The 25,814-nt window shown below is 69.0% G+C and carries 28 protein-coding genes; 12 read left to right on the top strand and 16 right to left on the bottom strand.

Annotation, left to right across the window (positions count from 1 at the left end; genetic code table 11):
- The 7 genes from HMPREF2924_RS36710 to HMPREF2924_RS29430 form a co-directional block, all read right to left on the bottom strand.
- Positions 1-119 (bottom strand): hypothetical protein (locus HMPREF2924_RS36710; protein ID WP_238578880.1); only part of this gene is annotated, 119 nt, incomplete at its 3' end.
- Positions 120-431: 312 nt separating this feature from the next.
- Positions 432-956 (bottom strand): hypothetical protein, encoded by a 525-nt coding sequence (locus HMPREF2924_RS29455; protein WP_003089762.1) that lies wholly within the window; start codon positions 954-956, stop codon positions 432-434.
- 46 nt (positions 957-1,002) lie between these two features.
- Complete coding sequence (locus HMPREF2924_RS29450) at positions 1,003-2,151, bottom strand: PepSY-associated TM helix domain-containing protein (protein ID WP_003089766.1); 1,149 nt, start codon at positions 2,149-2,151, stop codon at positions 1,003-1,005.
- A gap of 117 nt (positions 2,152-2,268) precedes the next feature.
- Positions 2,269-4,731: a ferrioxamine receptor FoxA gene (gene foxA, locus HMPREF2924_RS29445; protein WP_003131339.1), complete on the bottom strand. Its 2,463-nt coding sequence runs from the start codon at positions 4,729-4,731 to the stop codon at positions 2,269-2,271.
- 143 nt (positions 4,732-4,874) lie between these two features.
- A complete protein-coding gene (gene foxR, locus HMPREF2924_RS29440; RefSeq protein ID WP_003131336.1) occupies positions 4,875-5,861 on the bottom strand; it encodes an anti-sigma factor FoxR in 987 nt (328 codons plus the stop codon).
- A gap of 8 nt (positions 5,862-5,869) precedes the next feature.
- Positions 5,870-6,388 carry a sigma-70 family RNA polymerase sigma factor gene (locus HMPREF2924_RS29435; protein ID WP_003089775.1) on the bottom strand — a complete coding sequence of 173 codons (519 nt, stop codon included), beginning with the start codon at positions 6,386-6,388 and terminating at the stop codon, positions 5,870-5,872.
- An 88-nt stretch (positions 6,389-6,476) separates the two neighbouring features.
- A complete protein-coding gene (locus tag HMPREF2924_RS29430) occupies positions 6,477-7,391 on the bottom strand; it encodes a LysR family transcriptional regulator (RefSeq protein WP_003089777.1) in 915 nt (304 codons plus the stop codon).
- A 124-nt stretch (positions 7,392-7,515) separates the two neighbouring features.
- On the opposite strand from HMPREF2924_RS29430, the gene gtdA reads away from it, so the two are divergent.
- From gtdA to HMPREF2924_RS29405, 5 genes are all read left to right on the top strand, one after another.
- Positions 7,516-8,577: a gentisate 1,2-dioxygenase gene (gene gtdA, locus HMPREF2924_RS29425; RefSeq protein WP_003131335.1), complete on the top strand. Its 1,062-nt coding sequence runs from the start codon at positions 7,516-7,518 to the stop codon at positions 8,575-8,577.
- A 12-nt stretch (positions 8,578-8,589) separates the two neighbouring features.
- Positions 8,590-9,288, top strand: coding sequence for a fumarylacetoacetate hydrolase family protein (locus tag HMPREF2924_RS29420; protein WP_003131334.1), 699 nt, complete (start codon positions 8,590-8,592; stop codon positions 9,286-9,288).
- A gap of 77 nt (positions 9,289-9,365) precedes the next feature.
- On the top strand, positions 9,366-10,712 hold the full coding sequence (locus HMPREF2924_RS29415; protein ID WP_003131333.1) for an MFS transporter: 1,347 nt from the start codon (positions 9,366-9,368) through the stop codon (positions 10,710-10,712).
- Between the two features lie 12 nt (positions 10,713-10,724).
- Positions 10,725-11,369 (top strand): maleylacetoacetate isomerase, encoded by a 645-nt coding sequence (maiA, locus tag HMPREF2924_RS29410; RefSeq protein ID WP_003113293.1) that lies wholly within the window; start codon positions 10,725-10,727, stop codon positions 11,367-11,369.
- 41 nt (positions 11,370-11,410) lie between these two features.
- On the top strand, positions 11,411-12,322 hold the full coding sequence (locus HMPREF2924_RS29405; RefSeq protein WP_003131332.1) for a SphA family protein: 912 nt from the start codon (positions 11,411-11,413) through the stop codon (positions 12,320-12,322).
- Here the strand turns inward: HMPREF2924_RS29405 and HMPREF2924_RS29400 are convergent.
- From HMPREF2924_RS29400 to dsbD, 4 genes are all read right to left on the bottom strand, one after another.
- Positions 12,304-13,638 carry a cytochrome P450 gene (locus tag HMPREF2924_RS29400; RefSeq protein WP_003131330.1) on the bottom strand — a complete coding sequence of 445 codons (1,335 nt, stop codon included), beginning with the start codon at positions 13,636-13,638 and terminating at the stop codon, positions 12,304-12,306. The two genes, HMPREF2924_RS29405 and HMPREF2924_RS29400, sit on opposite strands and share 19 nt — an antisense overlap.
- Before the next feature lie 72 nt (positions 13,639-13,710).
- Positions 13,711-14,481, bottom strand: a complete 771-nt coding sequence (gene dsbG, locus HMPREF2924_RS29395) for a thiol:disulfide interchange protein DsbG (protein ID WP_003089790.1) — start codon at positions 14,479-14,481, stop codon at positions 13,711-13,713.
- Positions 14,478-15,314 carry a TlpA family protein disulfide reductase gene (locus HMPREF2924_RS29390; RefSeq protein WP_003089792.1) on the bottom strand — a complete coding sequence of 279 codons (837 nt, stop codon included), beginning with the start codon at positions 15,312-15,314 and terminating at the stop codon, positions 14,478-14,480. The genes dsbG and HMPREF2924_RS29390 overlap by 4 nt, the downstream gene beginning before the upstream one ends.
- A complete protein-coding gene (gene dsbD, locus HMPREF2924_RS29385; protein ID WP_003131329.1) occupies positions 15,314-17,086 on the bottom strand; it encodes a protein-disulfide reductase DsbD in 1,773 nt (590 codons plus the stop codon). The genes HMPREF2924_RS29390 and dsbD overlap by 1 nt, the downstream gene beginning before the upstream one ends.
- Positions 17,087-17,248: 162 nt before the next feature.
- Here dsbD and HMPREF2924_RS29380 point away from each other — a divergent pair, with 162 nt between their 5' ends.
- Positions 17,249-17,929: a response regulator gene (locus HMPREF2924_RS29380; protein ID WP_003103570.1), complete on the top strand. Its 681-nt coding sequence runs from the start codon at positions 17,249-17,251 to the stop codon at positions 17,927-17,929.
- Positions 17,926-19,248 carry an ATP-binding protein gene (locus tag HMPREF2924_RS29375; protein ID WP_003124554.1) on the top strand — a complete coding sequence of 441 codons (1,323 nt, stop codon included), beginning with the start codon at positions 17,926-17,928 and terminating at the stop codon, positions 19,246-19,248. Before HMPREF2924_RS29380 ends, HMPREF2924_RS29375 begins: the two co-directional genes overlap by 4 nt.
- A 175-nt stretch (positions 19,249-19,423) precedes the next feature.
- On the opposite strand, the gene HMPREF2924_RS29370 is transcribed toward HMPREF2924_RS29375, so the two are convergent.
- The 4 genes from HMPREF2924_RS29370 to HMPREF2924_RS29355 form a co-directional block, all read right to left on the bottom strand.
- A complete protein-coding gene (locus HMPREF2924_RS29370) occupies positions 19,424-20,299 on the bottom strand; it encodes a c-type cytochrome (protein WP_003103565.1) in 876 nt (291 codons plus the stop codon).
- Positions 20,296-20,949 (bottom strand): c-type cytochrome, encoded by a 654-nt coding sequence (locus tag HMPREF2924_RS29365; RefSeq protein ID WP_003131328.1) that lies wholly within the window; start codon positions 20,947-20,949, stop codon positions 20,296-20,298. Before HMPREF2924_RS29365 ends, HMPREF2924_RS29370 begins: the two co-directional genes overlap by 4 nt.
- A 114-nt stretch (positions 20,950-21,063) precedes the next feature.
- Positions 21,064-22,065, bottom strand: coding sequence for an LLM class flavin-dependent oxidoreductase (locus HMPREF2924_RS29360; RefSeq protein ID WP_003113297.1), 1,002 nt, complete (start codon positions 22,063-22,065; stop codon positions 21,064-21,066).
- A 150-nt stretch (positions 22,066-22,215) separates the two neighbouring features.
- Positions 22,216-22,830, bottom strand: a complete 615-nt coding sequence (locus HMPREF2924_RS29355) for a TetR/AcrR family transcriptional regulator (protein ID WP_003089808.1) — start codon at positions 22,828-22,830, stop codon at positions 22,216-22,218.
- Between the two features lie 187 nt (positions 22,831-23,017).
- On the opposite strand from HMPREF2924_RS29355, the gene HMPREF2924_RS36850 reads away from it, so the two are divergent.
- Both HMPREF2924_RS36850 and ptrC read left to right on the top strand, forming a co-directional pair.
- Positions 23,018-23,137 (top strand): PA2485 family small membrane protein, encoded by a 120-nt coding sequence (locus tag HMPREF2924_RS36850; protein WP_003089810.1) that lies wholly within the window; start codon positions 23,018-23,020, stop codon positions 23,135-23,137.
- 16 nt (positions 23,138-23,153) lie between these two features.
- Positions 23,154-23,348, top strand: coding sequence for a type III secretion system co-regulatory protein PtrC (gene ptrC, locus HMPREF2924_RS29350; RefSeq protein WP_003089814.1), 195 nt, complete (start codon positions 23,154-23,156; stop codon positions 23,346-23,348).
- Positions 23,349-23,373: 25 nt separating this feature from the next.
- Here ptrC and HMPREF2924_RS29345 read toward each other — a convergent pair whose 3' ends face one another.
- Complete coding sequence (locus HMPREF2924_RS29345) at positions 23,374-23,646, bottom strand: hypothetical protein (RefSeq protein ID WP_003089816.1); 273 nt, start codon at positions 23,644-23,646, stop codon at positions 23,374-23,376.
- A gap of 97 nt (positions 23,647-23,743) precedes the next feature.
- Here HMPREF2924_RS29345 and HMPREF2924_RS29340 point away from each other — a divergent pair, with 97 nt between their 5' ends.
- The 3 genes from HMPREF2924_RS29340 to HMPREF2924_RS29330 all read left to right on the top strand — a co-directional run bounded on the left by HMPREF2924_RS29340 (position 23,744) and on the right by HMPREF2924_RS29330 (position 25,805).
- Positions 23,744-24,508 carry an AraC family transcriptional regulator gene (locus HMPREF2924_RS29340; protein WP_003089818.1) on the top strand — a complete coding sequence of 255 codons (765 nt, stop codon included), beginning with the start codon at positions 23,744-23,746 and terminating at the stop codon, positions 24,506-24,508.
- A 26-nt stretch (positions 24,509-24,534) separates the two neighbouring features.
- A complete protein-coding gene (locus HMPREF2924_RS29335) occupies positions 24,535-25,350 on the top strand; it encodes an AraC family transcriptional regulator (protein ID WP_003089822.1) in 816 nt (271 codons plus the stop codon).
- An 80-nt stretch (positions 25,351-25,430) separates the two neighbouring features.
- Entirely contained in the window at positions 25,431-25,805 is a 375-nt protein-coding gene (locus HMPREF2924_RS29330; RefSeq protein WP_003089825.1) for a cupin domain-containing protein, read from the top strand.
- Positions 25,806-25,814: the final 9 nt, after the last annotated feature.

Raw genomic sequence — 25,814 nt, 5'->3', positions numbered from 1 at the left:
CGCTGCTGGCGGTCGCGGATCAGGTCGCGGTCACCGGGGGAGGTGAAGGGGGCGGCGCTGGCAAGCAGCGGCAGTAAAACCAAGCCAGCGACAACCGCTCGATAGCTAGAACGCAACATCCGATGTCCTGCGAGTTCCCTTCAATATCCACCGCATAGCTAAACGACATGGGCGTGTTGAGGGGGGATTAGTCCAAAAGTAGGAATGCTAATCCAAACAGGGACAGGAGGGAATGGCACTTTGCCTTCATTGCGTCGTCCTGGCTGTACGGACGTTTCAGGATCGATGCGATGTCGTCATTTTCGTAATGGGAAGGACCTATCGGTCTCCAGGCAGCGCTCGGCCGGGTTCTGGTGAGCTGATTATTTGCGCTCGTGGCCCGGCAGAAAGAAGCCCCGCCAAGGCGGGGCTGCTTTGACGCAGACTCGAATTCACTTCACCGGCAGGTCCTTGCCCCACAGGCGCACCGCCTTGATCCCTTCCGCGCCGCCTTCGAAGACGAAGGTCTGGCGGATGCCGGCCTTGGCCGGGACGGTGACGTCGTCGGGGTTGGCGAGGGCGACCAGGGCGTTGGAGTAGCCATCGTTGTCGATCACCAGCAGCGCGCCGGTCTGGGTCAGGTTGATCAGGCGCACGGTGGCGTCGCCGTCGTTCTTGAAGCCGAGGGTGACGGCCAGTTGCTGGTCGCGCGGCTCGGTCTTGAGCACTTCGACCTGGCCGATCTCGGCGAAGCCGGCGTTGTCGGAGACCACCTTGGCGCCATCAGCGCCTTGGGCCGACTGGCGGCCGCTGGTGATGCCCTCGCTGACCCCGCCGAGGAGGTTCTTGCCAGTCTCGATGGCCGAGGACACCGCGGCCTTGGCCGCGTCCTTGACCGAGCTGCCCTCCTCCGCGGCCACGGCGCTGCCGGCGGCCAGGGGCAGGAGCAGTCCCAATGCGGCGATCCTTGCGTTCATTCGTCCATCCTCTGGTGGTGTGGGAGGCAGCCAGACTAACAGCCGTCTAGCGGCCGTTCCAGTGGCGCGCCCGGCGCTTGCGCCACCAGATGTAGACACCGGTCAGCGACAGCCCGGCGATGGCCAGGCCGAGGGCGGCGATGGCGATGCGTCCCGGCAGGCCGGCGATGCGCCCGCCGTGGATCGGGTACTGCAAGCGGTAGAAACGCTCTCCCCAACTGCCCTGCCCGGCGACTTCCTGGCCGAGCAGGCGGCCGTCGCTGCCGTGGAAGAACAGCCAGGACTTGCCCATGGGGTCGTCGTGGTCGCCGAAGCCGGCGCCGAAGAAGTTGTATTCGAAGCTGTAGTACAGCTCGCCGATCGGCTCGGCGATGCCCAGCCGCGCCGCTTCGACGCTGGCCAACTGGAAGGTGCGGTCGTAGTCCAGGCGGGTCTCCCCCAGTTGCTCCCTGGGCAGCCGCCCGCGCGCCTCGTAGACGCTCGGTTCGATCGGCGAGAACAGCGATACCAGCGGCTTGAACACCTGGCTCGGCAGGTTCAGGGCGACGCTGCTCAGCGCCACCGGCGCCAGCAGCAGCCAGAGCCAGAGGCCGCCGGCGCGATGCAGGTCGAAGTTGAAGCGGTAGGCGTTGCCGCGCTTGATCTTCCAGGCGGTCGCCCACTTGCTCCAGAACGGCCGGCCGCGCGGCAGGGTCAGCCAGGCGCCGACGAAGCAGTCGAGGAACCAGAACATCGCCACCCCGCCCATCAGGTACAGGCCCCAGTTCCCCGGCAGGGTCAGGTTGTGGTGGAACTCCAGGACCCAGGGAACCAGGTTCGCCGGCTGGAAGCAGCAGGCCGCCCAGAGGCGCTTGCCGACTTCCTCGCCGCTGACCGGGTCGAGGTAGAACACGTCGTGCTCGACCTTGGCGCCGGCCTCGCGCGGCACGGTGGCGAGCAACGCCGGATGCCCGCCCGCCTCGGGATACTCCATGTACCACACCAGTTGTCGCGGATAGCGTGACTCGACGCGTTGCACCAGGCTGCCCGGGGAAAGGCGCTCGCCGCCCTCGCCCACGGCGTAGAAGCCGGGGTTCAGCCATTCGTCGATTTCATGATGGAAGGCCAGCAGGCTGCCGGTGAGACCGGCGAGGAAAAGGAACAGCGCGGTAGCCAGACCGACATAGCGGTGCAGCAGGACCAGGACGGGGCGCATGGGGGCTCCAGGTAACCAGGGTACGGCCGGCGACGCCGGCGAATGCCCGGCGCGTACGTTGCGCGCCGGGCTGCTTGGCCGGTACCGCGGCGCTGGCGCCGGGGCCCGGGTGGACGGTCAGAACTGGTAGTTCACCGTCGCGGTGACGTTGCGCTTCTCGCCGAAGTAGCAGAAGTCCAGGCTGTAGCAGGACGCCACGTAGTCCTTGTCCAGCAGGTTGTTGGCATTGAGGCTGACGTCCAGGCCTTTCAGGCCGAGCTTGCCGAGGTCGTAGCCGATCCGCGCGTCGACCAGGGTGTAGTCCGGCACCCGCAAGGTGTTTTCCTTGTCCGCCCAGGTCTCGCCGACGTAGCGCGCGCCGCCGCCGATGCTCAGACCGCTGAGCGGGCCGGCGTCGAAGGCATAGTCGGCCCACAGCGATGCCATGTGCTTGGGCGCCTGGTTCGGCGTATGGCCCTGGTTGCCGTCCAGCGACTTGGTGTAGGTGATGTCGGTGTAGGTGTAGCTGCCGAGCAGCTTCAGGTTGTCGCTGAGCTGGGTATGGGCCTCCAGTTCGAGCCCCTGGGAGCGCACTTCGCCGACCGAGGTGTAGAAGTTGTCCTGGGGCTCCTTGGAGGCGACGTTTTCCTGGGTGATATGGAACAGCGAGGCGGTGTAGAAGCTGTTGCTGCCCGGCGCCTGGAACTTCAGGCCGAGTTCCCACTGCTTGCCCTCGGTGGGCGCCAGGGGCGTGCCGGAGGCGTCGGAATAGGCGTTCGGGTTGAACGACTCGGAGTAGCTGACGTAGGGCGCCAGGCCGTTGTCGAACAGGTACAGCGCGCCGATCCGCCCGGTGAATTTCTCCCAGTCGTCGTCGGCCTTGCTGCCGGTGCTGCGGTTCTTGTCGGTGACGCTGACCCAGTCCTGGCGCAGGCCGAGCGAGAAGCGCCACTGGTCGATGTCGACCAGGTCCTGGAGATAGACGCCGGTCTGCTCCAGGCGGCGGGTGTGGTTGTCGTCCGGGAAATAGCTGATGGCGTCGTCGCCGTAGACCGGGTTGAACGCGTCCAGCGCCGAGGCCGAGCCGGAACGCCAGTCGACCACGGTGCGCCGGCGCTGATAGTCGAGGCCGGTGAGCAGGGTGTGGCGCGCCGCGCCGGTGGCGAATTCGGCCTGCAGCATGTTGTCGACGATATACGCCTGCAGGTGCTCGCGGGCGCCGCTGAAGTAGCGGTTCAGCTTGTTCGGCTCGCTGGCGCTCCAGCCGTAGGCGTAGACCTGCGACAGGTCGACGTCGGAGTCCAGGTAGCGGAAGTTCTGCCGCGCCGACCAGACGTCGTCGATGCGGTGCTCCAGCTGGTAGCCGAACATCCGCTGGGTGCGGTCGAAGTCGTCCTTGCTCGGCTCGCCATCGAAGAACTCGCGGGAGATGTGCCGGCCGTTGTGGTGCGACAGGGTGCCGTCGGCCGGTACGCCGCCGTGGTAGCCCCCGTTGGGATCGTGTTGCAGGTAGCCTTGCAGGGTCAGGGTGGTGTCATCGCTGAAGTCGATGGCCAGGGTCGGGGCGATGGCGTAGCGCTCCTCCTTGACGTGATCGAACTGGGTGTCCGAGCCCTTGCCGAGACCGACCAGGCGGTAGGCGATGCGCTTCTCCTCGTCGAGCGGCCCGCTGAAGTCGAAGCCCATCTCCTTCTGGCCCATGTTGCCGATGCTGCCGGTGATCTGGCGGTAGTCCTCGTACAACGGCTTCTTGCTGGTCAGCGCCACCAGGCCGCCCGGCAGGCTACGGCCGTAGAGCACCGAGGACGGGCCCTTGAGCACATCGATGCGTTCGAGGAAGTACGGGTCGACCTGCATCGAGCTGAAGGTACCGCTGTCGCCCATGGCCTTGAGGCCGTCGAGGTAGATGTTGTCCACGCTGTTGTCGGCGAAGCCGCGCATCACCACGTAGTCGTAGCGGTTGGAGGCGCCGACCTGGCCGGTGAAGATGCCGGGGGTATAGCGCATCGCCTGCTGCACGGTCTTGGAGGCGGTGTCGTCGATCTGCTCGCGGGTGATCACCGAGACGGTCTGGCTGGTTTCCAGCAGCGGCTTGCTGGTCTTGGTGGCGATCTGGCTATGGGTGGCCAGGTAGCCATCGGTGCTGCCCAGGTTGTTGCCGAGGGCGAAGACCTCCACCGCCTGCATGTTCAGCACGTCGCCGTCCTTTGCCGGCGCCTCGCGCAAGACGAAGCTGCCGTCGCCCTGGTCTTCCGCTTCCAGCGGGGTGTCGGCGAGCAGCCGGGCCAGGCCCTGCTGCACGGTGAAACTGCCGCGCAACCCCTGGGAGCTGTAGCCACCGGTCTGCGCCGGAGTGGCCGAGAGGGTGATGCCGGCTTCGCGGGCGAAGCGGTTGAGCACGTCACCCAACTGTCCGGCGGGGATCGCATAGGGCCGTGCCTGTTCCGCCGCCGCTTCGGCGGCCGAGGCGCAGAGCGGCGCCGCGCCGGCCGCCATGGCCAGCGACAGCAGGGCCGCGCGCACCGAACGGCTCAGGCGCGAGGCGCGGGGGAAATCGAGGGACGACGGGGCATTGCGGAGGACGACGGCGGTGGCGGTCATGAACGGAATCCGTTGGAGTCGTTGAAGGGTGTTCAATCGGTAAAGCCGGACCAGTCGCGGAAAGCCGACAAAAATAATGAAAATAATTTTCAGTGCGTTTCGCTCTGGGCGGAAGCAAGCGTCCACGCGGCCGCCGGCGCGACTCAGGCGGCGACCACCCTCACCCACCAGCGGGTATGCCGCTGCAGGCGCACCGGCAGGGTCCGCGCGAGCACCTGCAACAGCTTGTCGGTGTCGTCCAGGCGGTAGACCCCGGACAGGCGCAGGTCGGCGACCTCCGCGGCGCAGCCGAGGTAGCCGTTGCGGTAGCGGGCGACCTCGGCGAGGAAGTCGGCCAGGCGCATGTCGCGGGTGACGATCAGGCCATCGGCCCAGGCCACGGCGTCCATCTGCGGCCGTTCGAGGCGCCGCACGCCGTCGGCGGCGATCCGATAGCTCTGCCCCGCCTCGGCCACCGGAGCCTGCAGCGGACGCGCGCCGAAGGCATCGATGCGCACCGAACCCTCGCTGACGCTGAGACAGGTGGCGGCATCTTGCAGGCGTACGTTGAAACGGGTGCCGAGGGCCTCGAACAGCCCTTGCGCGGTACGTACCCGCAGCGGCCTGTGCGTGGGCGATTGCGTATCGGCGCCGCTGGCGAGGAAGATCTCGCCGCGGGCGAGGAGGATCAGGCGCTGGCCGGCGTCGTAGCGCACGTCGACCGCGCTGTCGGTGTTCAGTTGCAGGCGGGTGCCGTCGACCAGCTCGATACTGCGTCGCTCGCCGGTGGCGGTGCTGTAGTCGGCGCTCAGGCGCTGCCAGGGCAGGCTGTCGCGACCGACCCAGGCCACGGCGCCGCCAGCCACCAGCAGCGACAGCAGTTTCAGCGCCTGGCGCCGCTGCAGGCGCTGCGCGCTGCTGTCCAGGGTGCCGTAGGCGACCCCGCCGGGCAGCGCCTTGAAGCGTCCGTGCAGTTCTTCGTTGAGCGCGCTGACCTGCTGCCAGGCCCGCTCGTGCTCGCCGTGCTCCGCGCGCCAGGCCGCGCAGGCGCGCTGCAGGCGATCGTCGCCCGGCTGCGAGCGCAGGCGGACCAGCCAGTGGATGGCCTGCCTGACCACCGCTTCGTCGACCCTACCGCGCGTCCCGTCCACGGCTCCGCTCATTCGCCGTAGCGCAGCAGGTAGCAGTGGTACAGCGCCTCGGCCACGTAGCGCTCGACGCTACGCTGGGAAACCCCCATGCGTTCGGCGATCTGCCGGTGGCTGAGGTCTTCGCACTGTGCCAGGAGGAAGGCGGTGCGGACCTTCGGCTTGAGCCCGTCGAGCATCCGCGAGATTTCCTCCAGCAGTTCCAGCACCAGTTCCCGCGCCTCGGGCGACGGCGCCTGTGCCTCGGGCAGGTGGGCGATGCTTTCGAGGTAGGCGCGCTGCAGTTCCTCGCGACGCCAGTGGTCGATCACCAGGCCGCGGGCGATGGTCCGCAGGAACGCGCGCGGCATGCCGATCTCGCGCAGTTCGCGCTTGAGCAGGATGCGCAGGAAGGTGTCCTGGGCCAGGTCCGCCGCGTCCGCCGCGCAGCCCAGCTTGCCGCGCAACCAGTTCTGCAACCAGCCATGGTGCTCGCTGTACAGCGCATGCATGGCGCGATGGTGGGCGCTGAGAAGGATCGGGGCGGACATGGGAAAGTCGGGGCGACACATGAATGATAATGAATCGCATTGTCGAGAAGCCGCGGCCTTTTTGCAATAGCACCCGCCGGCCGGCGCCCTACTCGGCCGCCGCGCCTTCGCGCAGGCAGGCCAGCAGGTCTTCGCTGGCGCGGTCGCGATGCGGTTCGTCGCGCCAGCACATGCCCACCGCGCCCTCGCCGGGAATCTCCAGCGCCAGCCTGGCCACCAGGCCGAGCCCGGCGAGGTGCTCGACCACCCGCGCCGAGCCGATGGATAGCATGTCGCTGCCACGCAACAATTCGATGTTGGCCAGCATCGACGATGACTCCAGGCGGTAGGCCGGCGGCTGCCGGCCGCCCTGGGTCAGGGCCATGTCGAGCTTGCTGCGGATCGGCGAGCCGGGCGGCCAGACGATCCAGTCGTAGCGCCGCACGTCTTCCCAGTCCAGCGCGGCGGCCTGGGCCAGCGGGTGACCGGGCCGCGCCATCACCACGATCGCCTCGCTGTAGAGCACCTCGCAGCGCAGGCTGGCGCGCGGCGCATAGTTGTCCAGGCGCCCCACCACCACATCGAGCTGGCGTTTCTCCAGCCGTTCGAGAAGGCCGTTCATGGTGCCTTCGAGCAGTTCCACCTGGGCCCCGGGGTAGCGTCCGAGGAACGCCCGCAATGCGCGCGGCACCAGGCTCGGCGCGGAGGCCGGCGACGTGCCGAGGAGCACCCGGCTGCCGCTGCCGCTGCGCATCGCCTCGAGGTTCTGCCGCGCCCGCTCCATCTCGGTGAGCACGCGCTGGGCGTGGTTGAACAGGGTCATGCCGTAGGGCGTCGGGCGCAGGCCGCGGGCGTGGCGCTCGAACAGCGGCGCGCCGACGTCCTCCTCCAGTTCCTTGAGCCACTTCGACAGGCCCGGTTGGGTGGTGTGTGCGGCCCGGGCGGTGCCGCTGAGGTTGCCGGTCTCCATCAGGCTGACCAGCAGTTGCAGGTGTTGCAGGCGCAGGCGGCGGGTCCAGTCCATCGCAAGCCATCCTCGAATACGTATAGGTCGATGTCTAAATATCATTATTCGGTTATGCCTTCACCTCGAATAATGACTACCAGACCGAGGCGGCCCCGCCTCCTCCCGCCGGAGATTCATCGGTATGCATAACGACAATTCCACCGAGAAGCGCGCCGACTTCTATCGACGCATCCGCCAGCAGCACCTCACCCCGCTCTGGGAAGCCCTGCACAGCCTGGTCCCGGCGCAACCCGCCGGCGGCTGCCAGGCGGCGCTGTGGCGCTATCGCGAACTGCGCCCGTTCCTGCTCGAGGCAGGCGACCTGATCAGCGCCGAGGAAGCGGTGCGCCGCGTGCTGGTGCTGGAGAACCCGGACCTTCCCGGCCAGTCGGCGATCACCCCGAGCCTCTACGCCGGCCTGCAACTGATCCTGCCGGGCGAGATCGCCCCCAGCCACCGGCACACCCAGTCGGCCCTGCGCTTCGTCGTCGAGGGCTACGGCGCCTACACCTCGGTGGACGGCGAACGCACCCGCATGGAGCCGGGCGACTTCATCATCACCCCGTCCTGGACCTGGCACGACCACGGCAACCGCCCCGCCGCGGAAGGCGGCGAGCCGGTGGTCTGGCTGGACGGCCTGGACATCCCGATGCTGCGTTTCTTCGGCGCCACCTTCGCCGAGAGCTACGGCGAACCGGTGCAGCCGTTGCGACGTGGCGAAGGCGACAGCCTCGCCCGCTACGGCAGCAACATGCTGCCGCTGCGCCACCAGCCGACGACGCCGACCTCGCCGCTGTTCAGCTACCCCTACGCGCGCAGCCGCGAGGTCCTCGAGCGCCTGGCGCGCCTCGAACGGCCCGATCCCTGGGAAGGCCACAAGCTGCGCTACGTCAACCCGGCCACCGGCGGCTGGGCCATGCCGACCATCGCCACCTGCCTGCAACTGCTGCCGGCCGGCTTCCTCGGGCAGCCCGCGCGCAGCACCGACGCCAGCGTCTATTCGGTGGTGGAAGGCAGCGGCGTGGCGCAGATCGGCGGCCGGCGCTTCGCCTTCGAGGCCAAGGATCTGTTCGTCGTGCCCTCCTGGGCCGAGCTGCGCCTGGAAGCCGGCGCCACCGACTGCGTGCTGTTCAGTTTCTCCGACCGCCCTGTGCAGCAGGCGCTCGGCATCCTCCGCGAATCCCGCAAACCCCTCGCCCACTGAAGGACCCGTCCCATGAGCCATCTCTTCGCGCCCGAAGCGCCCGTCAGCCTCACCATCCATGGCAGCGACCAGACCTTCCCGGTGCGGCGGGTCTACTGCGTCGGCCGCAACTACGCCGCCCACGCCCGGGAAATGGGCTTCGATCCCGAGCGCGAGCCGCCGTTCTTCTTCTGCAAGCCGGCCGACGCGGTGGTCCCGGTCGCCGCCGGCAGCACCCTGGAGCTGGCCTACCCGAGCCAGACCGGCAACTACCACTACGAGATCGAACTGGTGGCGGCGATCGGCAAGGGCGGCTGCGACATCCCCCTGGAGCAGGCCGAGCAACACGTCTGGGGCTACGCGGTGGGCCTGGACATGACCCGCCGCGACCTGCAGATGCGCATGCGCGAGATGGGCCGGCCCTGGGAGATCGGCAAGGCCTTCGACCGCTCGGCGCCGATCGGCCCGCTCTACCCTGCCAGCCAGGTCGGCCATCCGCGCCACGCCGCCATCAGCCTCCAGGTCGACGGCGAGGATCGCCAGCGCAGCGACATCGACCAGTTGATCTGGTCGGTGGCGGAAACCGTCAGCTACCTGTCGCGCTTCTTCGAGCTGCGCCCCGGCGACCTGGTCTTCACCGGCACCCCGGAAGGCGTCGGCGCGGTCGAGCGCGGCGAGCGGATGCTCGGCGCCATCGACGGCCTCGGCGAACTCAGCGTCCGCGTGGTCTGACCCACCGCCCGCGCACGGCGCGGGCCCACCCTGCCCTTCATCCGGGCCGTCGCCGCGGCGACGGCCGAGGAACGCTCATGCCTACGCCCGACAAGAACAACAAGATCGACGTCCAGGCTTTCATCGATGCGCAGGCGGTTTCCGCCTTCCAGTTGCGAGTCCTGTCGCTGTGCTTCCTGATCGTCGCCATGGACGGATTCGACACCGCCGCCATCGGCTTCATCGCCCCGGCCCTGGCCCACGACTGGCAACTGAGCCCGGCGCAACTCAGCCCGATCCTCGGCGCCGCGCTGGCCGGCCTGGCCCTCGGCGCCTTCGCCGCCGGCCCGCTGGCCGACCGTTTCGGACGCAAGAGCGTACTCCTGCTCTCGGTGCTGTTCTTCGGCGGCTGGAGCCTTGCCTCGGCCTACGCCGGTTCGGTGGAAACCCTGGCCCTTCTGCGCTTTCTCACCGGCCTCGGCCTGGGCGGGGCGATGCCCAACGCGATCACCCTGACCTCCGAATACTGCCCGCGCCGGCACCGCGCGCTGATGGTCACCGCGATGTTCTGCGGCTTCACCCTCGGCTCGGCGCTGGGCGGCCTGCTCGCCGCGCGGATGGTCCCGGCGCTGGGCTGGGAAAGCGTGCTGCTGCTCGGCGGCGGCCTGCCCCTGGCGAGCCTGCCGCTGCTCTGGGCATGCCTGCCGGAGTCGGTGCGCTTCCTCGCCCGCCGCGCACCGGACGCGGCGCGCCTGCGGCGCATCCTCGAACGCCTGGGGCGCCAGCCCGACGGCTGGGCCGGGCGCCTCGAACTGCCCGCCGACGAGTCCGACGGCACCTCGCCCCTGCGGCAGATCCTCGGCGCCGAGCTGCGCGGCGGCACCCTGCTGCTCTGGGCCACCTTTTTCATGGGCCTGCTGATCATCTACCTGCTGACCAACTGGCTGCCGACGCTGATCGGCGGCACCGGCTTCAGTCTCGGCGAGGCGGCGACGATCAGCGCCATGTTCCAGCTCGGCGGCACCCTCGGCGCACTCCTCCTGGGCAGCGCCATGGATCGCTTCGACGCGCACCGGGTGCTGAGCCTGGCCTACGTCGGCGGCGCCCTGTTCATCCTCGGCATCGCCAGCCTCTACCACAGCTTCGCCCTGCTGGCGCTGTGCGTCGCCGGCGTCGGTTTCTGCATCAGCGGCTCGCAGGTCGGCGCCAACGCCCTGGCCGCCGATTTCTATCCGACCCGCAGCCGCGCCACCGGGGTCAGCTGGGCCCTCGGCCTGGGCCGCATCGGCTCGATCGTCGGCTCCCTCAGCGGCGGCGCCCTGCTCGGCCTGGGCCTGGGCTTCAGCGGCATCCTCGCCCTGCTGGTGATCCCGGCGCTGCTCGCCGCCGTGGCCGTGCATCGCCTGGGCCGGCGCCGGGTCAGGCCTTCTCCCACCACTCTCTGAACAGGACTTTCCATGCAGCTCTACAGCTTCTTCAACAGCTCCACGTCCTATCGGGTGCGTATCGCATTGGCCCTGAAAGGCCTGGATTACCAGGTAGTGCCGGTCAACCTGCGGCAGGGCGAGCAACTGCGCCCGGCCGACCGCCAGCGCAACCCGATGGGCGCGCTGCCGACCCTGGTCGACGCCGACGGCCGCCGGTTCAGCCAGTCGCTGGCGATCATCGACTACCTCGACGCCGTGCAGCCCGAACCGCGCCTGATCCCTCTCGACCCACTGCATCGCGCCCAGGCGCTGGAACTGGCCCTGCTGGTGGCCTGCGACATCCATCCGCTGAACAACGTGCGGGTGCTCAAGTACCTGACCCAGGTCCTCGGCATAGACGCCGAGGACCGCCAGCGCTGGTACGCGCACTGGGTCGCCGAGGGCCTGGCGGCGGCGGAGACCCTGCTGAACCGACACCGTCGCGGCGCCTTCTTCGCCGGCGCCGCAGCGGGCATCGTCGAGTGCTGCCTGGTGCCGCAACTGGCCAACGCCCGGCGCATGGGCTGTGACCTGGCGCCCTACCCGGCGTTGCTCGAACTGGAGGGGCGCTGCCTGGCGCTCGAAGCCTTCCAGCGCGCCAGCCCCGAGCGCCAGCCCGACTACCTGCCGGACTGACGCGCTGCCCCGTGGAAAACAACAACAAGAAGGACACGCCCATGACCACCCGCATCCGGGCCAGCCTGCTGGCCCTGCCCCTGCTGCTGCCCTCGTTCCAGGCTATCGCCGCGCTGCCGGGGATGAACCTCGGCCAGACCTCCTTCCTCGACGGCAAGGCCCTGCCCGGCACGCTGTTCCAGCAGTTCGTGAATATCTACGAGGCCGACGACTTCATGGACGCCAACGGTCACCGGCGCCCGCTCGACAATCGCCTGCGCACCCTGCTCGCCACCAGCCACTTCGCCCACATCAGCCAGCACCAGCTGTTCGGCGCCTACTACGGCGCGGAAATCCTCGTCCCGGTGCTGCTCGCCGATCCCGACTTCGAACCCCACGCTGGCAGCGCCAACGGCCTCGGCAACCTGATCGTCAGTCCGTTCATCCTGCAATGGCCGCAGACCGAGCTGTTCGGCCGGCCCTACTGGCAGCGCCTGAACCTCGCCTTCCAGTTACCCACCGGGCGCTATGACAGGCATCGGGCGATCAATCCCGGCAGCAACCACTGGAGCTTCAACCCGCACTACGCGCTGACCTGGGAATTCGCCGAAGGCTGGGAAGCCAGCGCTCGCCTGCAGTACCTGTTGCCGGGCAAGAATCGCGACCCGGCGCCGCCGTTGGCCGACGACTACCTGCAGCCGGGCCAGGCGTTCCACGCCAACTACTCGGTATCGCTGGCGCTGGATGCGCATTGGCGAGTCGGGTTGTCCGGCTACAGCCTGCGACAGATCACCGACGAGCGGGTCGACGGGCACGACCGCCCGGACTCCCGCGAGCAGGTCGATGCCATCGGCCCGGCGCTGATGTTCGGCTGGGGCAAGTCGCGGCTGTTCCTCAATGCCTATCACGAATACGGCGCACGCAACCGCAGCGAGGGCAGCCGGCTGATCCTGCGCTACTCGCAGGTCTTCTGAGCGTCGCCTTCCGGGACGATCGGCAAGCGCTCCAGGGTGCGGAACACCGAGCTGCGCCGCCAGCGCAGGTCCGTCGGTTCCGAGGCCAGGGTGAAACGGCGACGCACCAGGCCGCGCAATGCGCATTGCAATTCGAGCCGGGCCAGGTACGCGCCCAGGCAGTAGTGCGGACCATGGGCGAACGCCACGTGCTGCTTGGCGTTCGCTCGCTGCAATTGCAGACGGTCGGGGGCGGCGAACATCTCCGGGTCGCGGTTCGCCGCGAGGAAGCTCAGCCAGACCTTCTCTCCAGGCGGAATCCGCTGGCCGCCGATCTCCACCTCCTCCAGGGTGCAACGCACGCCGCCGCGCACCGCGCCGTCGAAGCGCAGCAGTTCCTCCACCGCGTTCGCCGCCAGCTCCGGGCACCGCCGCAGCAGGTCGAGCTGGTCGGGATGGGTGAGCAGCGCCAGCGTAGCGTTGCCGACCATGCTGATGGTGGTTTCGAACGCGGCCATGAACACCATGGCATAGGCCGCTACCAGGTCCTCGAGGCCCAGTCCGGCCTCCAGCATCGCGGCACCGTCGAGGATGCTCGGCGCCGCGCCGGACGGCGGGCGCGAAGAGCCATCGCTCCAGCCGCGCGCCTGGCGTTGCAGGTAGTCGCTGAAGGCGGCCGCGCTGCGGTTGATCTGCCCGGCATCGCCGTGGCTGGCGGCGAGATCGAGCCCGGCGGCCAGGTCACGGCCCCAGGGCAGCAGTTGCCCGGTGTCTTCGCGGGGAAAGCCGAACAGCTCGGCGGCCACCCGGATCGTCAGCGGTTCGGCGAAGTCCCTGAGCAGATCGGGCTCGCGGCGCTCCAGCAAGCTGTCGAGGAGCTCTTCCACCAGCGCCTCGATGCACGCCTCCCAGCGGCGCACGGCGTCGGGGCCGAAGGCCGGAGCGAACAGCCTGCGCAGGCGGGTGTGCCGCGGCGCGTCGTTGAACAGCATGAAGTTGTCGTAGAAGCGCGCCAGCGGTTGCAATTGCTGGTGGCCGAACCAGCTGGCGCCGCCCTGGCGGACGCCGGCGGCGCCAAGGCGAGCGGGGTCGGCGGAGAAACGGCGGTCGCGCAGGCACGCCGAGACATCGGCATAGCGACTGATCCACCAGATCGAGGCCTGGTCGCGGCAGACCGGCGCACGGGAGCGGATCAGCCGCAACAGCGGATAGGGATCGGCGACGAAGTCGGGATGGTAGGTGTGGATGTCGAAACCGTCGCTCCGCGGAGCGAGCGCCGGACGCTGAGCGTCATGGCGCGGCTGCGCGCTGCCTTCCTCGCTGAATGCGTCGTCCATGGCCCTCGCTCCGCTGGGTTGGCGTAACGCAGGGAGTATAGATGGCCGGCGGCTCGGCGCCGGCCCGGAGGATCAACGCGGACCGAGGATCTCCGCCAACTGGTCCGGCTGCGGCGCGCCCTGTTGCTGCTGCATGCGCCCCTCGGCATTGAGATAGAAGATCGCCGGGGTCGCCGCGGCGCCCATCGACTCCATCAGTTCCATGTTGCCGGCGAGCTGCTTGCGCACCGCCGCCGGGATCTTCGCCAGCGGCTTCAGGGTGCTGGCCTTGCCCGCCTGCTCATGGTCGTGCAGGGCCTTCTGCGGGTCCTTGCTGGCCAGCAGCGCAGCGGACTTGGCTTCGCTGTCCTCGCGAATGATGCCGACCATGATATGCCGCAACTGCACCTTGCCGGCATCCACCCAGGGTCGCGCCTGCTCCCAGAACATGGTGCAGTACGGGCAGTTCGGGTCGCTGAACAGGTAGACCACGCGCGGCGCGTCGGCACGGCCATCGGCGATCCAGGCGCTCTGCTCCATCTTCTGCCACATTTCCTTGGCCAGCGGCGCATACACCAGGCGCTCCAGCGGTTCGCGGCTGAGGTCCTTGCCCTGGGCGTCGAACAGGTGGCCGGTGAGTACGTGCTTGCCGTCGGGCGTCAGGTACAGCGCCATGCCCTGGTTCTGGTATTCGGCGGCGTAGCCGCGCAGGCCATCCGGGGCGTCGAAGCTGCCGAGGATGCGGGCGCCCTTCTCCTGGACCATGCGGATCGGCGCCGGCAGCTCCTCCGCCGCCGTGGCCAGGCCGGCGTTGAGGAGGGTCAGGCCCAGGCCAAGGGTGATCAGGTTGCGCGGCAGTCTCATTCGGAACTCCTGGTTGCGGGGGCGGCAGCGGCCGGCTCGAAGGCTTCGAGGTAGCGCGCCAGGCTGCCGCGGGACAGTTCGCCGAGATGGCTGCCCAGCAGGCGGCCCTCGGCGGTGTAGAAAACGGTGGTGGGCAAGGCGACCGAGCCGACCTGCTGGCCAAGCTGCCCGCCGTTGTCGAACAGCAGGTTGTCCAGGCGCAGGTTCTCGCCCTGGAGGAAATGGCGCACGGTCTCGGCGCTCTCGCCCTGGTTGGCGAAGAGGAACACTACGTCGGGATTCTCCGCCTGCGCCTGTTGCAGCACCGGCATCTCGCGCCGACACGGCGGGCACCAGCTGGCCCAGAGGTTGATCACCAGCGGGCGGCCCCGGAAATCGGCCAGTTGCACCGACTCGCCGGCGGCGTTGCGCAGGCTCAGTTCGGGCAGGCGCGTACCGCGCTCGTAGATGCCCAGGCCCAGGCTGCCAAGCAGCCAGAACGCCAGTCCGAGGCTGGCGCCGACACCCAGCGAGCGACGTAGCGCCGGTCGCCGCCAGGCCCAGAACAGCGCGCCGAGCACAGCGGCGAGCAGGCCTGGCCAGGCGAGGAAACCGCCATCGCGGATATCCAGCATCTGTGCGAAGTCGCCACGGTACTGCGGCCAGTAGCGCACCACGAAGGCCAGGCGCGCCACCAGCAGGCCGAGCAACAACAGGTTGAACAGCACCGGCTCGGCGTTGCGCCCGCCGCCGCGCGCCGCCAGCCAACCACCGAGCAGCGCGGCGCCGAGGGCGAGGAACAGCAGCAGGTGTTGCAGCGAGACCACCAGCGGCCCCAGGGAAAAACTCAGCATCAGCCGCGCTCCCGGGTCGCCTGCCAATGGGCGAGGAAGCCGCCGGCGTCGACTTCGCCGGTCAACCGGCGCGCGCGGCGCTCCTCGCCTTCCGGGCCGATCCAGATCAGGCTCGGCGGGCCGGGTACCTGGTAGCGGTGCAGCAGCTCGCGGCTGGCGGCGTTGTCCGCGGTCACGTCGAGCCGCAGCAGGCGCACGCCCTGCAGGGCGGCGAGCACATCGGGCTTGGCGAACACCTGTTTCTCCATGATCCGACAGGACACGCACCAGTCAGCGTAGTAGTCGAGCAGCACCCATTGTCCCTCGGCCTTGGCCGCAGCCAACTGACGGTCCAGCTCGGCCGGCTGGCTCACCGTGAGGAACGCCTCGTGGGCGCTGGCCGTCGGCGTAGCGCCCCGGTTCGCCGCCGCATACACCTGTAGCGGATGCCAGGGGTCGTCGGCCCCGGCCGCGGCGCCCAGCAACATCGCCGCGCCCCAGAGACCGAAGATGCAGCCCGCCGCGCCGAACAGCACCGCGTGCCGCGCCAGGCCTCGCGCCGTGTGCAGCGCGGCGTAGGCCAGGACCAGCAGCAACGCGCCGCCAAGGCCGATCCACAGCGCCTCGCCGAGCAGCGGACGCAGGAGTATCCAGGCGGTGCCGAGGAAAAGGAAGCCGAACACGCCTTTGACCAGGTTCATCCAGGGACCGGGCTTGGGCAGGAAGCGGCTGCCGACCGTCACCAGCAGCAACAGCGGCATGCCGATGCCGAGGCCCAGGCTGAACAGCACCAGGCCGCCATGCAGGGCATTGCCGGTCTGCGCGATATAGAGCAAGGCGCCGGCCAGCGGCGCGGTCATGCACGGTCCCACCAGCAGCCCGGACAACGCGCCGAGCGCAGCGGCACCGGCCAGGCTGCCGCCCTTGCGGCCGCGACTGAGACCGTCGAGGCGGTCGCGCAGGGCCGCCGGCAGTTGCAGTTCGAAGAAGCCGAACATCGGCAGCGCGAGGAACACGAACAGCGCGGCGAAGCTGCCCAGCAGCCACGGCTGTTGCAGCCAGGCCTGCAGGTTGCCGCCAAGCAGCGCCGCGACCACCCCGAGTCCGGCGTAGACCAGCGCCATGCTCAGCACGTAGCTACCGGCCAGCAGCAGGCCGCGACGAGGGCCGGCGCCGCTGCCGACCACCAGCCCGGCGAGGATCGGCAGCATCGGCAGCGAACAGGGAGCGAACGCCAGCAACAGGCCGAGGCCGAAGAACAGCAACAGGCTCCAGGCCAGGTTGCCGGCCTGCAGGCTGCCGGCCAGGCCCTGGTCCTCGGCGACTTCGCCGCTCGTCCCGGCGACGGCGGCGGCGGCAGGGCCGGTACCGCCCAGATCGAGCGCCTGGCTCTGCGGCGGATAGCACAGGCCGGCGTCGGCGCAGCCCTGCCAGCCCAGGCGCAGTTGTCCGGCGGCGGCCGCCGGCAGGGTCAGTTCCAGGCTCTGGCGATAGACCTGCGACTCGCCGAAGAACTCGTCGCTGTGGCTTTCGCCCGGCGGCAGCTGCGGCTGCAAGGCCGGGTCGAGTCCGTCGAAGCGCAGGCGCTTCTGGTACAGGTAGTAGCCCGGCGCGATCTGCCAGCGCAGTTGCACCTGGCCGTCGTCGAGGCGCTCCCAGGTGAAGCGGAAGGCTTTCTCCACCGGCAGGAAATCCGTCTGCGTCGCGCCGCGCGGCGCGAACAGGTCGTCGCCCGGTTGCGCCTGGGACAGGCCCGGCAGCAGGAGCATCAGGAGCAGGATCAACACACGCATGGATAACGCCTTCTACGATGAACTCGGCGGCAGCATGGCCAGCGACGATTAACAGGCCGTTAACGCGGCCACGGGAAACCCCCGGCGACGCGCCGGGCGGGGCATAATCCTGGCTTAATTCGCCCGCTTCAGACTCCTATCCCTTTAACCAGCGATACCGCCATGCATGTACTGCTCACCGAAGACGACGACCTGATCGCCAGCGGCATCGTCGCCGGCCTCAACGCCCAGGGCCTGACCGTGGACCGGGTGGCCAGCGCCGCCGATACCCAGGCGCTGCTCCAGGTGGCGCGCTTCGACGTGCTGGTCCTCGATCTCGGCCTGCCCGACGAGGACGGCCTGCGCCTGCTGCAACGCCTGCGCCAGCAGGGCGTCGACCTGCCGGTGCTGGTGCTGACCGCGCGCGACGCGGTGACCGACCGGGTCGCCGGGCTGCAGGCCGGCGCCGACGACTACCTGCTCAAGCCCTTCGACCTGCGCGAACTCGGCGCCCGCCTGCATACCTTGCAGCGGCGCTCCGCCGGGCGCTGCGTCAACGTCATCGAACACGGTCGCCTCAGCTACGATCCGAGCACCCGCGAAACCTGGCTCGACGGTCGCCCCGTGGAGCTGTCGCGACGCGAACAGGCGCTGTTGCAGGCATTGCTCAACAACCGCGGGCGGATCCTCAGCGGCGAGCAGCTCAAGGATAGCGTCTATGGCTTCGGCGACGAGGTCGAGAGCAACGCCCTCAACGTCCACATCCATCACCTGCGGCGCAAGCTCGGCAACGCCATCGTGCAGACCGTGCGCGGCCTCGGCTACCGCCTCGGGCCGGCGCGCGGCGACGGAGACGACGCATGAGCCTGCGCCTGCGCCTGACCCTGATCCTCGGCTCGGCCTTCATCCTGCTCTGGTCGCTGGCCGCGGCCTGGATGCTCTGCGACCTGCGCGGGCAGATGATGCGCTCCTTCGACCAACGCCTGGCGGCCTCGGCGCGGATGGTTGCCGGCCTGCTCCAGCAGTTGCCGCAGCCGCAGCCGGCGGACGGCCAGACCACGCGCCTGAGCGCGGAGCAACTGGGGATTCCCAACGGCATGGCCTGCCAGGTCAGCTCACTGCGCGGCGAAGTCCTGGCGCAGAGCCATGCCACCCCGGAGCGGGCGCTGGACAGCACCGCCAGCGGCTTCCGCGACCAGGAAATCAACGGCGTGCTGTGGCGCAGCTTCACCGTGCAGGCCGGCGACCTGCGGGTCAGCACCGCCGACCGCCTGGAAGAGCGCGACGTGCTGCAACGCTCGGTGGTGGTGGCCGCCGCGGTGCCGGTGACGGTCGCCCTGCTCGGCAGCCTGGCCCTGCTCTGGCTCGGCGCCGGCCAGGGTCTGGCGCCGCTCAAGCGGATTCGCGACGCCCTCACCCGACGTGGCGCCGACTCGCTGGAGCCACTGGAGCTAGCGGCCCTGCCGAGCGAACTGAAGCCGCTGGTGGAAACCCAGAACCAGTTGTTCCAGCGCATCGCCCAGGCCATCGAACGCGAGCGACGCCTGACCGGCGATGCCGCCCACGAGCTGCGCAGCCCGCTGACCGCGATCAAGACCCACCTGCAGGTCGCGCGCATGACCGAGGGCGCCGCCGCCGAGCAGGCCCTGGCCCACGCCGAGGAAGGCGCCGACCGTCTGCACCGGACGCTGGACCAGTTGTTGCTGCTGGCGCGGGTGGAAGGCAGCCTGTCGTTCGACGACGGCGTGCAGTGCAGCGCCGAGGACGCCGCCCGGGTGGCCATGCACGACGCCGGCCACGGCGATGAGCGGATGTTCGAACTGAAGCTGGCCGACGGCTTGTCCGAGGCGCCGCTGGAAGTCCCCTCGGTGCTGGCCATCGCCGCGCTGCGCAACCTGCTGGACAACGCCCTGCGCCACACCGCCGCCGGCACCCGGGTGGAGCTGGCGGTGGAAACCGCGCAAGGCTGCGCGCGCTTCCACGTCCGCGACCACGGTCCGGGCATCGCCGAAACCGACCTGCCGCACCTCACCCGGCGTTTCTGGCGCCACGGCAAGAGCGGCGGCAGCGGGCTCGGCCTGGCCATCGTCCAGGCTATCGTGCAACGCTGCCAATGCCGGCTGGACTTCGACAGCCGCGCGGACGGCCTGCGGGTGACGCTGGAAATGCCGCTGCGCGAGTGATGCGCGGGCCCACCCGCCAACCGACTCCCGTAGGGCGAATAGCCGCCCGCGGCTATCCGCCGGACCGAGGCCCAGGCATCGGCGGATAACGCCGTTGGCGTTATCCGCCCTACCCCCGCGCCGACCTGCTTCCGCCGGACCGGGTCTCCGTCCTGCGGACGCCAGGCCACGAGGGTCAGATTCCCTGTCCCAGCAGCACGCCGTTGACCTTCTGTCCGTACAGGTTGACGCCGTCGTTGGCATGGAACTTCTGCCGCGTCTTCTCCACCGAACCGTCCACCAGGCGCGGGTCCTGCGGGCGCTCGTGGCTGTTCATGAAGGCGGCGACGTCCCAGGCGTCGCGGTCGCTGAGGGTACCGGGCTTGCCCAGCGGCATGTTGTACTTGATGAAGGAGGCCGCGGTGTTGATGCGGTGCATGCCCGCGCCCCAGTTGAACGACTGCGCGCCCCACAGCGGTGGGAACACCGTCTGCCCCAGAGCCATCTGGCCCTGGCCGTCGGCGCCGTGGCAGATCGCGCACTGCGCGGCATAGACCTTGGCGCCGCGCTCGATGCTGTAGCCGCCTTCCGGCGGGGCCACGTCCGGATAGCCGCGTCCGGGCAGGCTGACCCCGGTCGGCGCCTGGCTCGCCAGCCAATAGGCGTAGACGGTCAGGGCCTTGATCTCCGGGCTGTCGGCCGCCGGCACCTTGCCGTTCATGCTGAACTGGAAGCAGCCCTGCAGGCGCTCGGCGAACGTATTGACCTTGTTGTTCTTGGCGCGGAACGCCGGATAGACCGGGTAGGCCGCCCACTGCGGCGCGGAGTTGGCCCGGCGGCCCTGGTCGAGATGGCAGTTGACGCAGTTGAGCTGGTTACCGACCAGATGCGGCGCGTTCTTCCGGGTTTCCACGAACAACGCCTGGCCCTGGCGGACCATTTCGCCGAAGGCGTTGTCCGGGAGGCTGCTTTCCGCCGGCGGCTGGAACGGCTCCGAGGGCGCCGTTGCCGCGTGGACGGGAGCGACCAGCAGGCCGGCGACGGCCAGGGAAAGGATCGACGGCATGTTCATGGCTGGCCTCCTGCCTGACCGAGGGTGGCGAAGAACTGGCTGACGCTGCGGATCTCCTCTTCGCTGAGGGATTTGGCGATATGTCCCATCAGATCGTTCGGGTCGTTGCGGCGAGTGCCAAGCTGCCAGGCGCGCAACTGGTTGCTCAGGTACATCTCGCCCTGCCCCTGCAACGGCGGGAAGGCCTCCCCCACGCCGCTGCCGGCCGGACCGTGACAGGTCACGCACTCGGGAATGTTGCGCTCCCAGGCGCCACGCACCGCCAGGGTCTCGCCGGGGCTGCGCGGGGCGGCCACGCGCGACAGCGCCACCGGCTTGGGCGCCGGCATTGCCGCGAGGGTAGTGGCGAGCGCCTGGATCTCGTCGTCGCCGAGAGCATCGGCTATGCCCTTCATCACCGGGTGCTCGCGACTGCCGCCCTGCTTGAGGTCATGCAGTTGCTTGCTCAGGTAGGCGGCGGGAAGGCCCGCCAGGCGTGGAAAGCCGGCGGCGGCCAGGCCCATGCCATCGGCGCCGTGGCAGGTGACGCAGGCCGCGGCGGCCGGGTTGGCGCCGCCCTGGGTATAGAGTTTCTGGCCGTCGACGGCGGCCTGGGCCGTCGCCGCCAGCAAGGCGGTCAATGAAAACAGCAGTCGGTGTGCAACCGGCATGGCAGGGTTCCTCTCTGACTTATTGTTTTTAGTTCTAAGTTTAGAACCAAAAAACCTATCGCCGAAAGACCCTACCGCACGCAGGTCTACATCATTTTCCCTACAGGCCCCGGATCACGCCCCTTTCAGCTCCGCGACGATTTCGCAAGAGCGCAGCCGATGGGCGTGCTCGTAGAAGTCGCTGGTGAAGATAAGCTCGTCGGCGCCGGTCTGCTCCAGGAGGATCTCCAGACGCGCACGAACCTTCTCCGGACCGCCGATCACCGCCAGGCCGAAGAAGCTGCCGACCGCATCCTGCTCGTGGGGCAGCCACAACGGCGCCATACTTTCCACCGGCGGCTTCTGTTTCAGGCTCTCGCCGCGGATCAGCGCCAGCACGCGCTGGAAGGCGGTAGTGGCGAGGAACTCGGCCTCTTCGTCGGTAGGTGCGGCGATCAGCGGCACGCCGATCATCGCGTAAGGTTTGTCGAGTACCGCCGAGGGCTGGAAGTTGCTGCGGTAGATGCGCAGCGCCTCGTGCAGGTAACGCGGTGCGAAATGCGAAGCGAAGGCATAGGGCAAGCCTTTCTGCGCCGCCAGGTGAGCGCTGAACAGGCTCGAACCGAGTAGCCAGATCGGCACCTGGGTACCCTCGCCCGGCACCGCCAGCAGGCTCTGCTGGGAACGGCGCGGGCCGAGCAGCATTTCCAGCTCGGCGACCTGCTCGGGGAAGTCGTCGCCGTTGCCCAGGCGGTCGCGACGCAAGGCGCGCATGGTCGCCTGGTCGGCGCCGGGGGCGCGGCCAAGGCCGAGGTCGATGCGGCCCGGGTAGAGCGTCTCCAGGGTGCCGAAGTTTTCCGCCACCACCAGCGGCGCATGGTTCGGCAGCATCACCCCACCCGAGCCGACGCGGATCCGCGAGGTGCCGCCGGCGATATGGCCGATCAGCAGCGCGGTGGCGGAGCTGGCGATGCCATCCATGTTGTGGTGCTCGGCCAGCCAGAAACGGTTGAAGCCCAGGCGCTCCACATGGCGCGCCAGGTCCAGGGAGTTGTGCAGGGCTTCGGCCACGCTGCCGCCGGTGCGCACCGGCACCAGGTCGAGCATGGACAGGGGAATATCAGCAAGCGTTGTCATGAAAGCTCCAATCGGCAGCGGGCGATGGCCGGGGCGCGAGACACGCGCGGAAGGACCTCGCCCGGGGTTTGGATCAATTCTATATCACGCGTTATAGTTTTTGCCCACGGAGAATCCATGGGCTTTTTCCAGTCAAGGCGCGCTGTGGCGTCAGGCGGCCTCGACCGCCAGCAGGGAATCCCAGGCCGCCATCGCGCAGCGGCCGATGGCCAGCAACTGCTGGCGGCTGGCGCCGTCGCGGGCCTGGATCGACAGGCCCTGAAGCACGCTGCTGTAGAAACTGGTGAGCGCGTCGAGATCGGCTCCGGCCGGCACGTCGCCGTCGGCCACGCCTCGTGCGAAACGCTCGCGCAGCAGGCGCGCGGCGCGCCGCCGGTGATCGCGCAGGTAGTCTTCGACGCCTTTGTTGGCCGGCGAGAAATTGGTCGTGCTGAGGTCGACCAGGCAACCGCGCGGCTTGCCTTCGGTGGTGTAGCTGACGGCGGCGCTTTCCAGCAGCGCGGCGATCGACTCGCGCGCCGTCGGCAGGGCGAAGGCGCCCTTGGAAAGCTGGCACTCCTGGCTCAGGTAGAGTTCCACCGCCGAACGGAACAGCGCCTCCTTGGAACCATAGGCGGCATACATGCTCGGCGCGCAGATGCCACCCATGGCCTCCTTCAGCGCGGCCATGGTCGCGCCTTCGTAGCCGGCCTCCCAGAACACGTCGAGCGCCCGGCGCAATGCCTGTTCACGATCGAAGCCGCAGGGGCGTCCACGCTTGGCCATGGGAATTCCTGAGAAAAAAACACGTCATATGGTAACACCGGCGAACAGTCGCAAGGCTGGAGGGGGTCGCTTGATCCATCACCGCGCTCGATATACACCATGCAGGCTTTTTACTTCTGCCGGTTCTCCCGCTGGGCAAACATGCTCTCCAAGGGCAGACGCCCACCCTTCCCCAGGAGAACCGATCATGTCCAGCTTCAGCGCCCTCGCCAGCTACTTCGCCGCTTCCGCGTTCTACAGCAATGCAGTGACCCCTACTCGCCCGGTTCAGGCCAGCGCGCCCGCGCCGACCAGCGAGAAGAAATGAGCCCAAGGAGGCATCCATGCTCTCAGCCCGCTCCCGCAAGGCCCCGACCTATGGCGTCACCTATGTGAGCCTCGAGGATTGCACCCTGCACTTCGAGACCGAGTACATCATCGAGCGCCGCGACGGCAGCCTCGCGCACATGCCGATGCGCACGCCGGTCAGTGAGCGCGAAGCCCTGCAACGCCTGATCGAAAGCTGCATCGACGACTGATACCTCCAGTGCCCGTGTGCCGCTCTCAGGAGCGGCCAGCGGCGTTTTCCCAATCCGCCACCAGCGTCCGCAGTCGCGCGTCGCGCAGTTCGAAGAGTTCCAGCAGCCCCAGTGCCCGGATCGCCGGCAGCAAGGCGCGCAGGTCTTCTTCAGCCTGCCGCCGTTGCGCCGCGGGCAGTTCCTCCTCAAGCAGCAGCCGGGCGTTGGCGATGAACGCGCCGACGCTGCCCTTGCGTATCTCCACGCCGCCCAGGCGGATGCGGTCCTGTCGGTCGGGAAGGATGTCTTCGGCCTTCATGGCGTGCTCCAGGCAAGAATGATGAGCCGCCAGGCTACATCCTCAGTCGAATGGCCTATTATCCATTCCAAGCCAATCATCGTCGTTTTTCCGCCAAATGCTTCCGGAACCCCTGCCCGTCCCGCTCTTCGCCCTGCGCATCGACCGCGCAGCCAGCCGCACGGCCTCCCACCGCCATGCCTGCGGCCAGCTCTACTGCCTGGAGCGCGGCCTTCTGGTGGTCGAGGACGAGCATGGCCGCCAGGCCCTGCCTCCGCGCCAGATCGCCTGGATCCCACCGGGTCACCCACACTCGGCGCACTCCCACGGCAGCCTGGCAGGCTGGAGCGCCTACCTCGCCGCCGAACACTGCCGCGACCTGCCCCGGCACCCCGGCGTGCTCGCCTGCTCGGCTTTCGTGGCGCTGATCGTCGAACGCGCCACCCGCTGGCCGACCGGCTCCGCCTGGAACACCGAACGCGAGAACCTGCTGCGCGTGCTGCTGGACGAGCTGCGCCACGCCGTGCCCCAGCGGACCCGCCTGCCCTATCCGGGGGATTCGCGCCTGCGCAGGATCGCCGAGGCATTGCTGGCCAACCCCGGCGATCCGCGGCCGGCGGCCGAATGGGCACGCTGGGCGGGCCTCAGCAGCCGTAGCCTGAGCCGGCTGTTCGGCGCCGAGACCGGCATGAGCTTCGCGCAATGGCGGCAACTGGCGCGACTGCACGCGGCCGTCGAACGGCTGGCAGCGGGCCAGGCGGTCGGCGAGATCGCCTGGTCGCTCGGCTACGAAAGCCCGAGCAGCTTCGCCAGTGCCTTCCGCGCAGTATTCGGCGAGACGCCGTCCGGCTATTCCAGTCGCGCCAACGAAGCGCTAGCCTGAACCTTCCGCGCCACGAGCCTTTCCCCATGAGCCACGCCAATACGCCCCGCGACTGGGTTCGACGCGCCCCGCAACACGGTGCGGTGGAACGCATCGAGGCTTACTTCGCCGGCCACGGCTACGATCCGCATCGCCACGACACCTATGCCATCGGCCAGACCCTGGCCGGGGTGCAGAGCTTCCGCTATCGCCGCAGCCAGCGCCACAGCCTGCCGGGCGGCTGCCTGGTGCTGCATCCCGACGAGCTGCACGACGGCGAGGCCGGCAGCCAGGAAGGGTTCCGCTACCGGATGCTCTACGTCGAGCCGGCGCTGATCCAGCAGGCCCTCGGCGGCCGGCCGCTGCCGTTCGTGCGCGGGGGCTTGTCCGACGACCCGCGCCTGATCGCCGCCAGCCGGGCCCTGCTACAGGCCATGGATACCCCGCTGGAGCCGCTGGAAGAACAGGACGCCCTGTTCGAACTGGCCCACGCCCTCGACGCCGTGGCCGGCAACCGGGCGCGCGGCAGGCGCCACTTCGACTTCGTCGCCGCCGAGCGCGCCCGGCAGTACATCCACGCGCACCTGGAGCGCCCGCTGAGCCTCGACGAACTGGCGCAGGTCGCCCAGCGCGAACGCTGGAGCCTGTCGCGCGATTTCCGCGCGCTGTTCGGCACCAGCCCCTACCGCTACCTGATCCAGCGCCGGCTGGACATCGCCCGCCGGCTGATGCTCGGCGGCCAGACGCTGGCCGAAGCCGCGCTTGCCGCCGGTTTCACAGACCAGAGCCACATGACCCGCCATTTCGGCCAGAGCTACGGCCTGCCGCCGGCACGCTGGCTGCGTATGCTCGGCCGCGCCTAGCCAGGTTGCACGATCATCCAAGACCGCCCGCTCCGTAGCCGCCTACCCTGGCGCCAGAGACCAACCACCGGAGCGCACCGATGTCCACCAGCACAACCCAAGCGATCAACTTCGCCGCCAAGCTCGCCCTGTTCGACGACCGCTGGCAACCCAGGGTGATCGCCCAGATGAACGACTACCAGTTCAAGCTGGTGAAGATCGAAGGCGACTTCGTCTGGCACAGCCACGCCGACACCGACGAGACCTTCATCGTCCTCGCCGGTCGCCTGCGCATCGATTTCCGCGACGGCGCGGTGCACCTGGGCCCCGGCGAGATGTATGTGGTGCCGCGCGGCGTGGAGCACAAGCCGTTCGCCGAGGGCGAGGTGCGCATGCTCCTGGTGGAGCCCTGCGGCGTGCGCAACACCGGCGACCAGGGCGGCGAGCGGACGGCCGTCAACGATCTGTGGATCTGAAACCGCGCC

The organism is Pseudomonas sp. HMSC063H08 (genome assembly GCF_001813645.1).
GTDB lineage: Bacteria > Pseudomonadota > Gammaproteobacteria > Pseudomonadales > Pseudomonadaceae > Pseudomonas > Pseudomonas aeruginosa.
Note: the sequence above shows the minus strand (reverse complement) of the source record. Positions and strands in the feature narration are given on the sequence as shown.

Excerpts from the sequence above, each read along its gene's own strand:
- HMPREF2924_RS29455 (WP_003089762.1), bottom strand. The coding sequence starts at position 956 with ATGAACGCAAGGATCGCCGCATTGGGACTGCTCCTGCCCCTGGCCGCC.
- HMPREF2924_RS29450 (WP_003089766.1), bottom strand. The coding sequence starts at position 2,151 with ATGCGCCCCGTCCTGGTCCTGCTGCACCGCTATGTCGGTCTGGCTACC.
- foxA (WP_003131339.1), bottom strand. The coding sequence starts at position 4,731 with ATGACCGCCACCGCCGTCGTCCTCCGCAATGCCCCGTCGTCCCTCGAT.
- HMPREF2924_RS29435 (WP_003089775.1), bottom strand. The coding sequence starts at position 6,388 with ATGTCCGCCCCGATCCTTCTCAGCGCCCACCATCGCGCCATGCATGCG.
- HMPREF2924_RS29430 (WP_003089777.1), bottom strand. The coding sequence starts at position 7,391 with ATGGACTGGACCCGCCGCCTGCGCCTGCAACACCTGCAACTGCTGGTC.
- gtdA (WP_003131335.1), top strand. The coding sequence starts at position 7,516 with ATGCATAACGACAATTCCACCGAGAAGCGCGCCGACTTCTATCGACGC.
- HMPREF2924_RS29420 (WP_003131334.1), top strand. The coding sequence starts at position 8,590 with ATGAGCCATCTCTTCGCGCCCGAAGCGCCCGTCAGCCTCACCATCCAT.
- HMPREF2924_RS29415 (WP_003131333.1), top strand. The coding sequence starts at position 9,366 with ATGCCTACGCCCGACAAGAACAACAAGATCGACGTCCAGGCTTTCATC.
- maiA (WP_003113293.1), top strand. The coding sequence starts at position 10,725 with ATGCAGCTCTACAGCTTCTTCAACAGCTCCACGTCCTATCGGGTGCGT.
- HMPREF2924_RS29405 (WP_003131332.1), top strand. The coding sequence starts at position 11,411 with ATGACCACCCGCATCCGGGCCAGCCTGCTGGCCCTGCCCCTGCTGCTG.
- HMPREF2924_RS29400 (WP_003131330.1), bottom strand. The coding sequence starts at position 13,638 with ATGGACGACGCATTCAGCGAGGAAGGCAGCGCGCAGCCGCGCCATGAC.
- dsbG (WP_003089790.1), bottom strand. The coding sequence starts at position 14,481 with ATGAGACTGCCGCGCAACCTGATCACCCTTGGCCTGGGCCTGACCCTC.
- HMPREF2924_RS29390 (WP_003089792.1), bottom strand. The coding sequence starts at position 15,314 with ATGCTGAGTTTTTCCCTGGGGCCGCTGGTGGTCTCGCTGCAACACCTG.
- dsbD (WP_003131329.1), bottom strand. The coding sequence starts at position 17,086 with ATGCGTGTGTTGATCCTGCTCCTGATGCTCCTGCTGCCGGGCCTGTCC.
- HMPREF2924_RS29380 (WP_003103570.1), top strand. The coding sequence starts at position 17,249 with ATGCATGTACTGCTCACCGAAGACGACGACCTGATCGCCAGCGGCATC.
- HMPREF2924_RS29375 (WP_003124554.1), top strand. The coding sequence starts at position 17,926 with ATGAGCCTGCGCCTGCGCCTGACCCTGATCCTCGGCTCGGCCTTCATC.
- HMPREF2924_RS29370 (WP_003103565.1), bottom strand. The coding sequence starts at position 20,299 with ATGAACATGCCGTCGATCCTTTCCCTGGCCGTCGCCGGCCTGCTGGTC.
- HMPREF2924_RS29365 (WP_003131328.1), bottom strand. The coding sequence starts at position 20,949 with ATGCCGGTTGCACACCGACTGCTGTTTTCATTGACCGCCTTGCTGGCG.
- HMPREF2924_RS29360 (WP_003113297.1), bottom strand. The coding sequence starts at position 22,065 with ATGACAACGCTTGCTGATATTCCCCTGTCCATGCTCGACCTGGTGCCG.
- HMPREF2924_RS29355 (WP_003089808.1), bottom strand. The coding sequence starts at position 22,830 with ATGGCCAAGCGTGGACGCCCCTGCGGCTTCGATCGTGAACAGGCATTG.
- HMPREF2924_RS36850 (WP_003089810.1), top strand. The coding sequence starts at position 23,018 with ATGTCCAGCTTCAGCGCCCTCGCCAGCTACTTCGCCGCTTCCGCGTTC.
- ptrC (WP_003089814.1), top strand. The coding sequence starts at position 23,154 with ATGCTCTCAGCCCGCTCCCGCAAGGCCCCGACCTATGGCGTCACCTAT.
- HMPREF2924_RS29345 (WP_003089816.1), bottom strand. The coding sequence starts at position 23,646 with ATGAAGGCCGAAGACATCCTTCCCGACCGACAGGACCGCATCCGCCTG.
- HMPREF2924_RS29340 (WP_003089818.1), top strand. The coding sequence starts at position 23,744 with ATGCTTCCGGAACCCCTGCCCGTCCCGCTCTTCGCCCTGCGCATCGAC.
- HMPREF2924_RS29335 (WP_003089822.1), top strand. The coding sequence starts at position 24,535 with ATGAGCCACGCCAATACGCCCCGCGACTGGGTTCGACGCGCCCCGCAA.
- HMPREF2924_RS29330 (WP_003089825.1), top strand. The coding sequence starts at position 25,431 with ATGTCCACCAGCACAACCCAAGCGATCAACTTCGCCGCCAAGCTCGCC.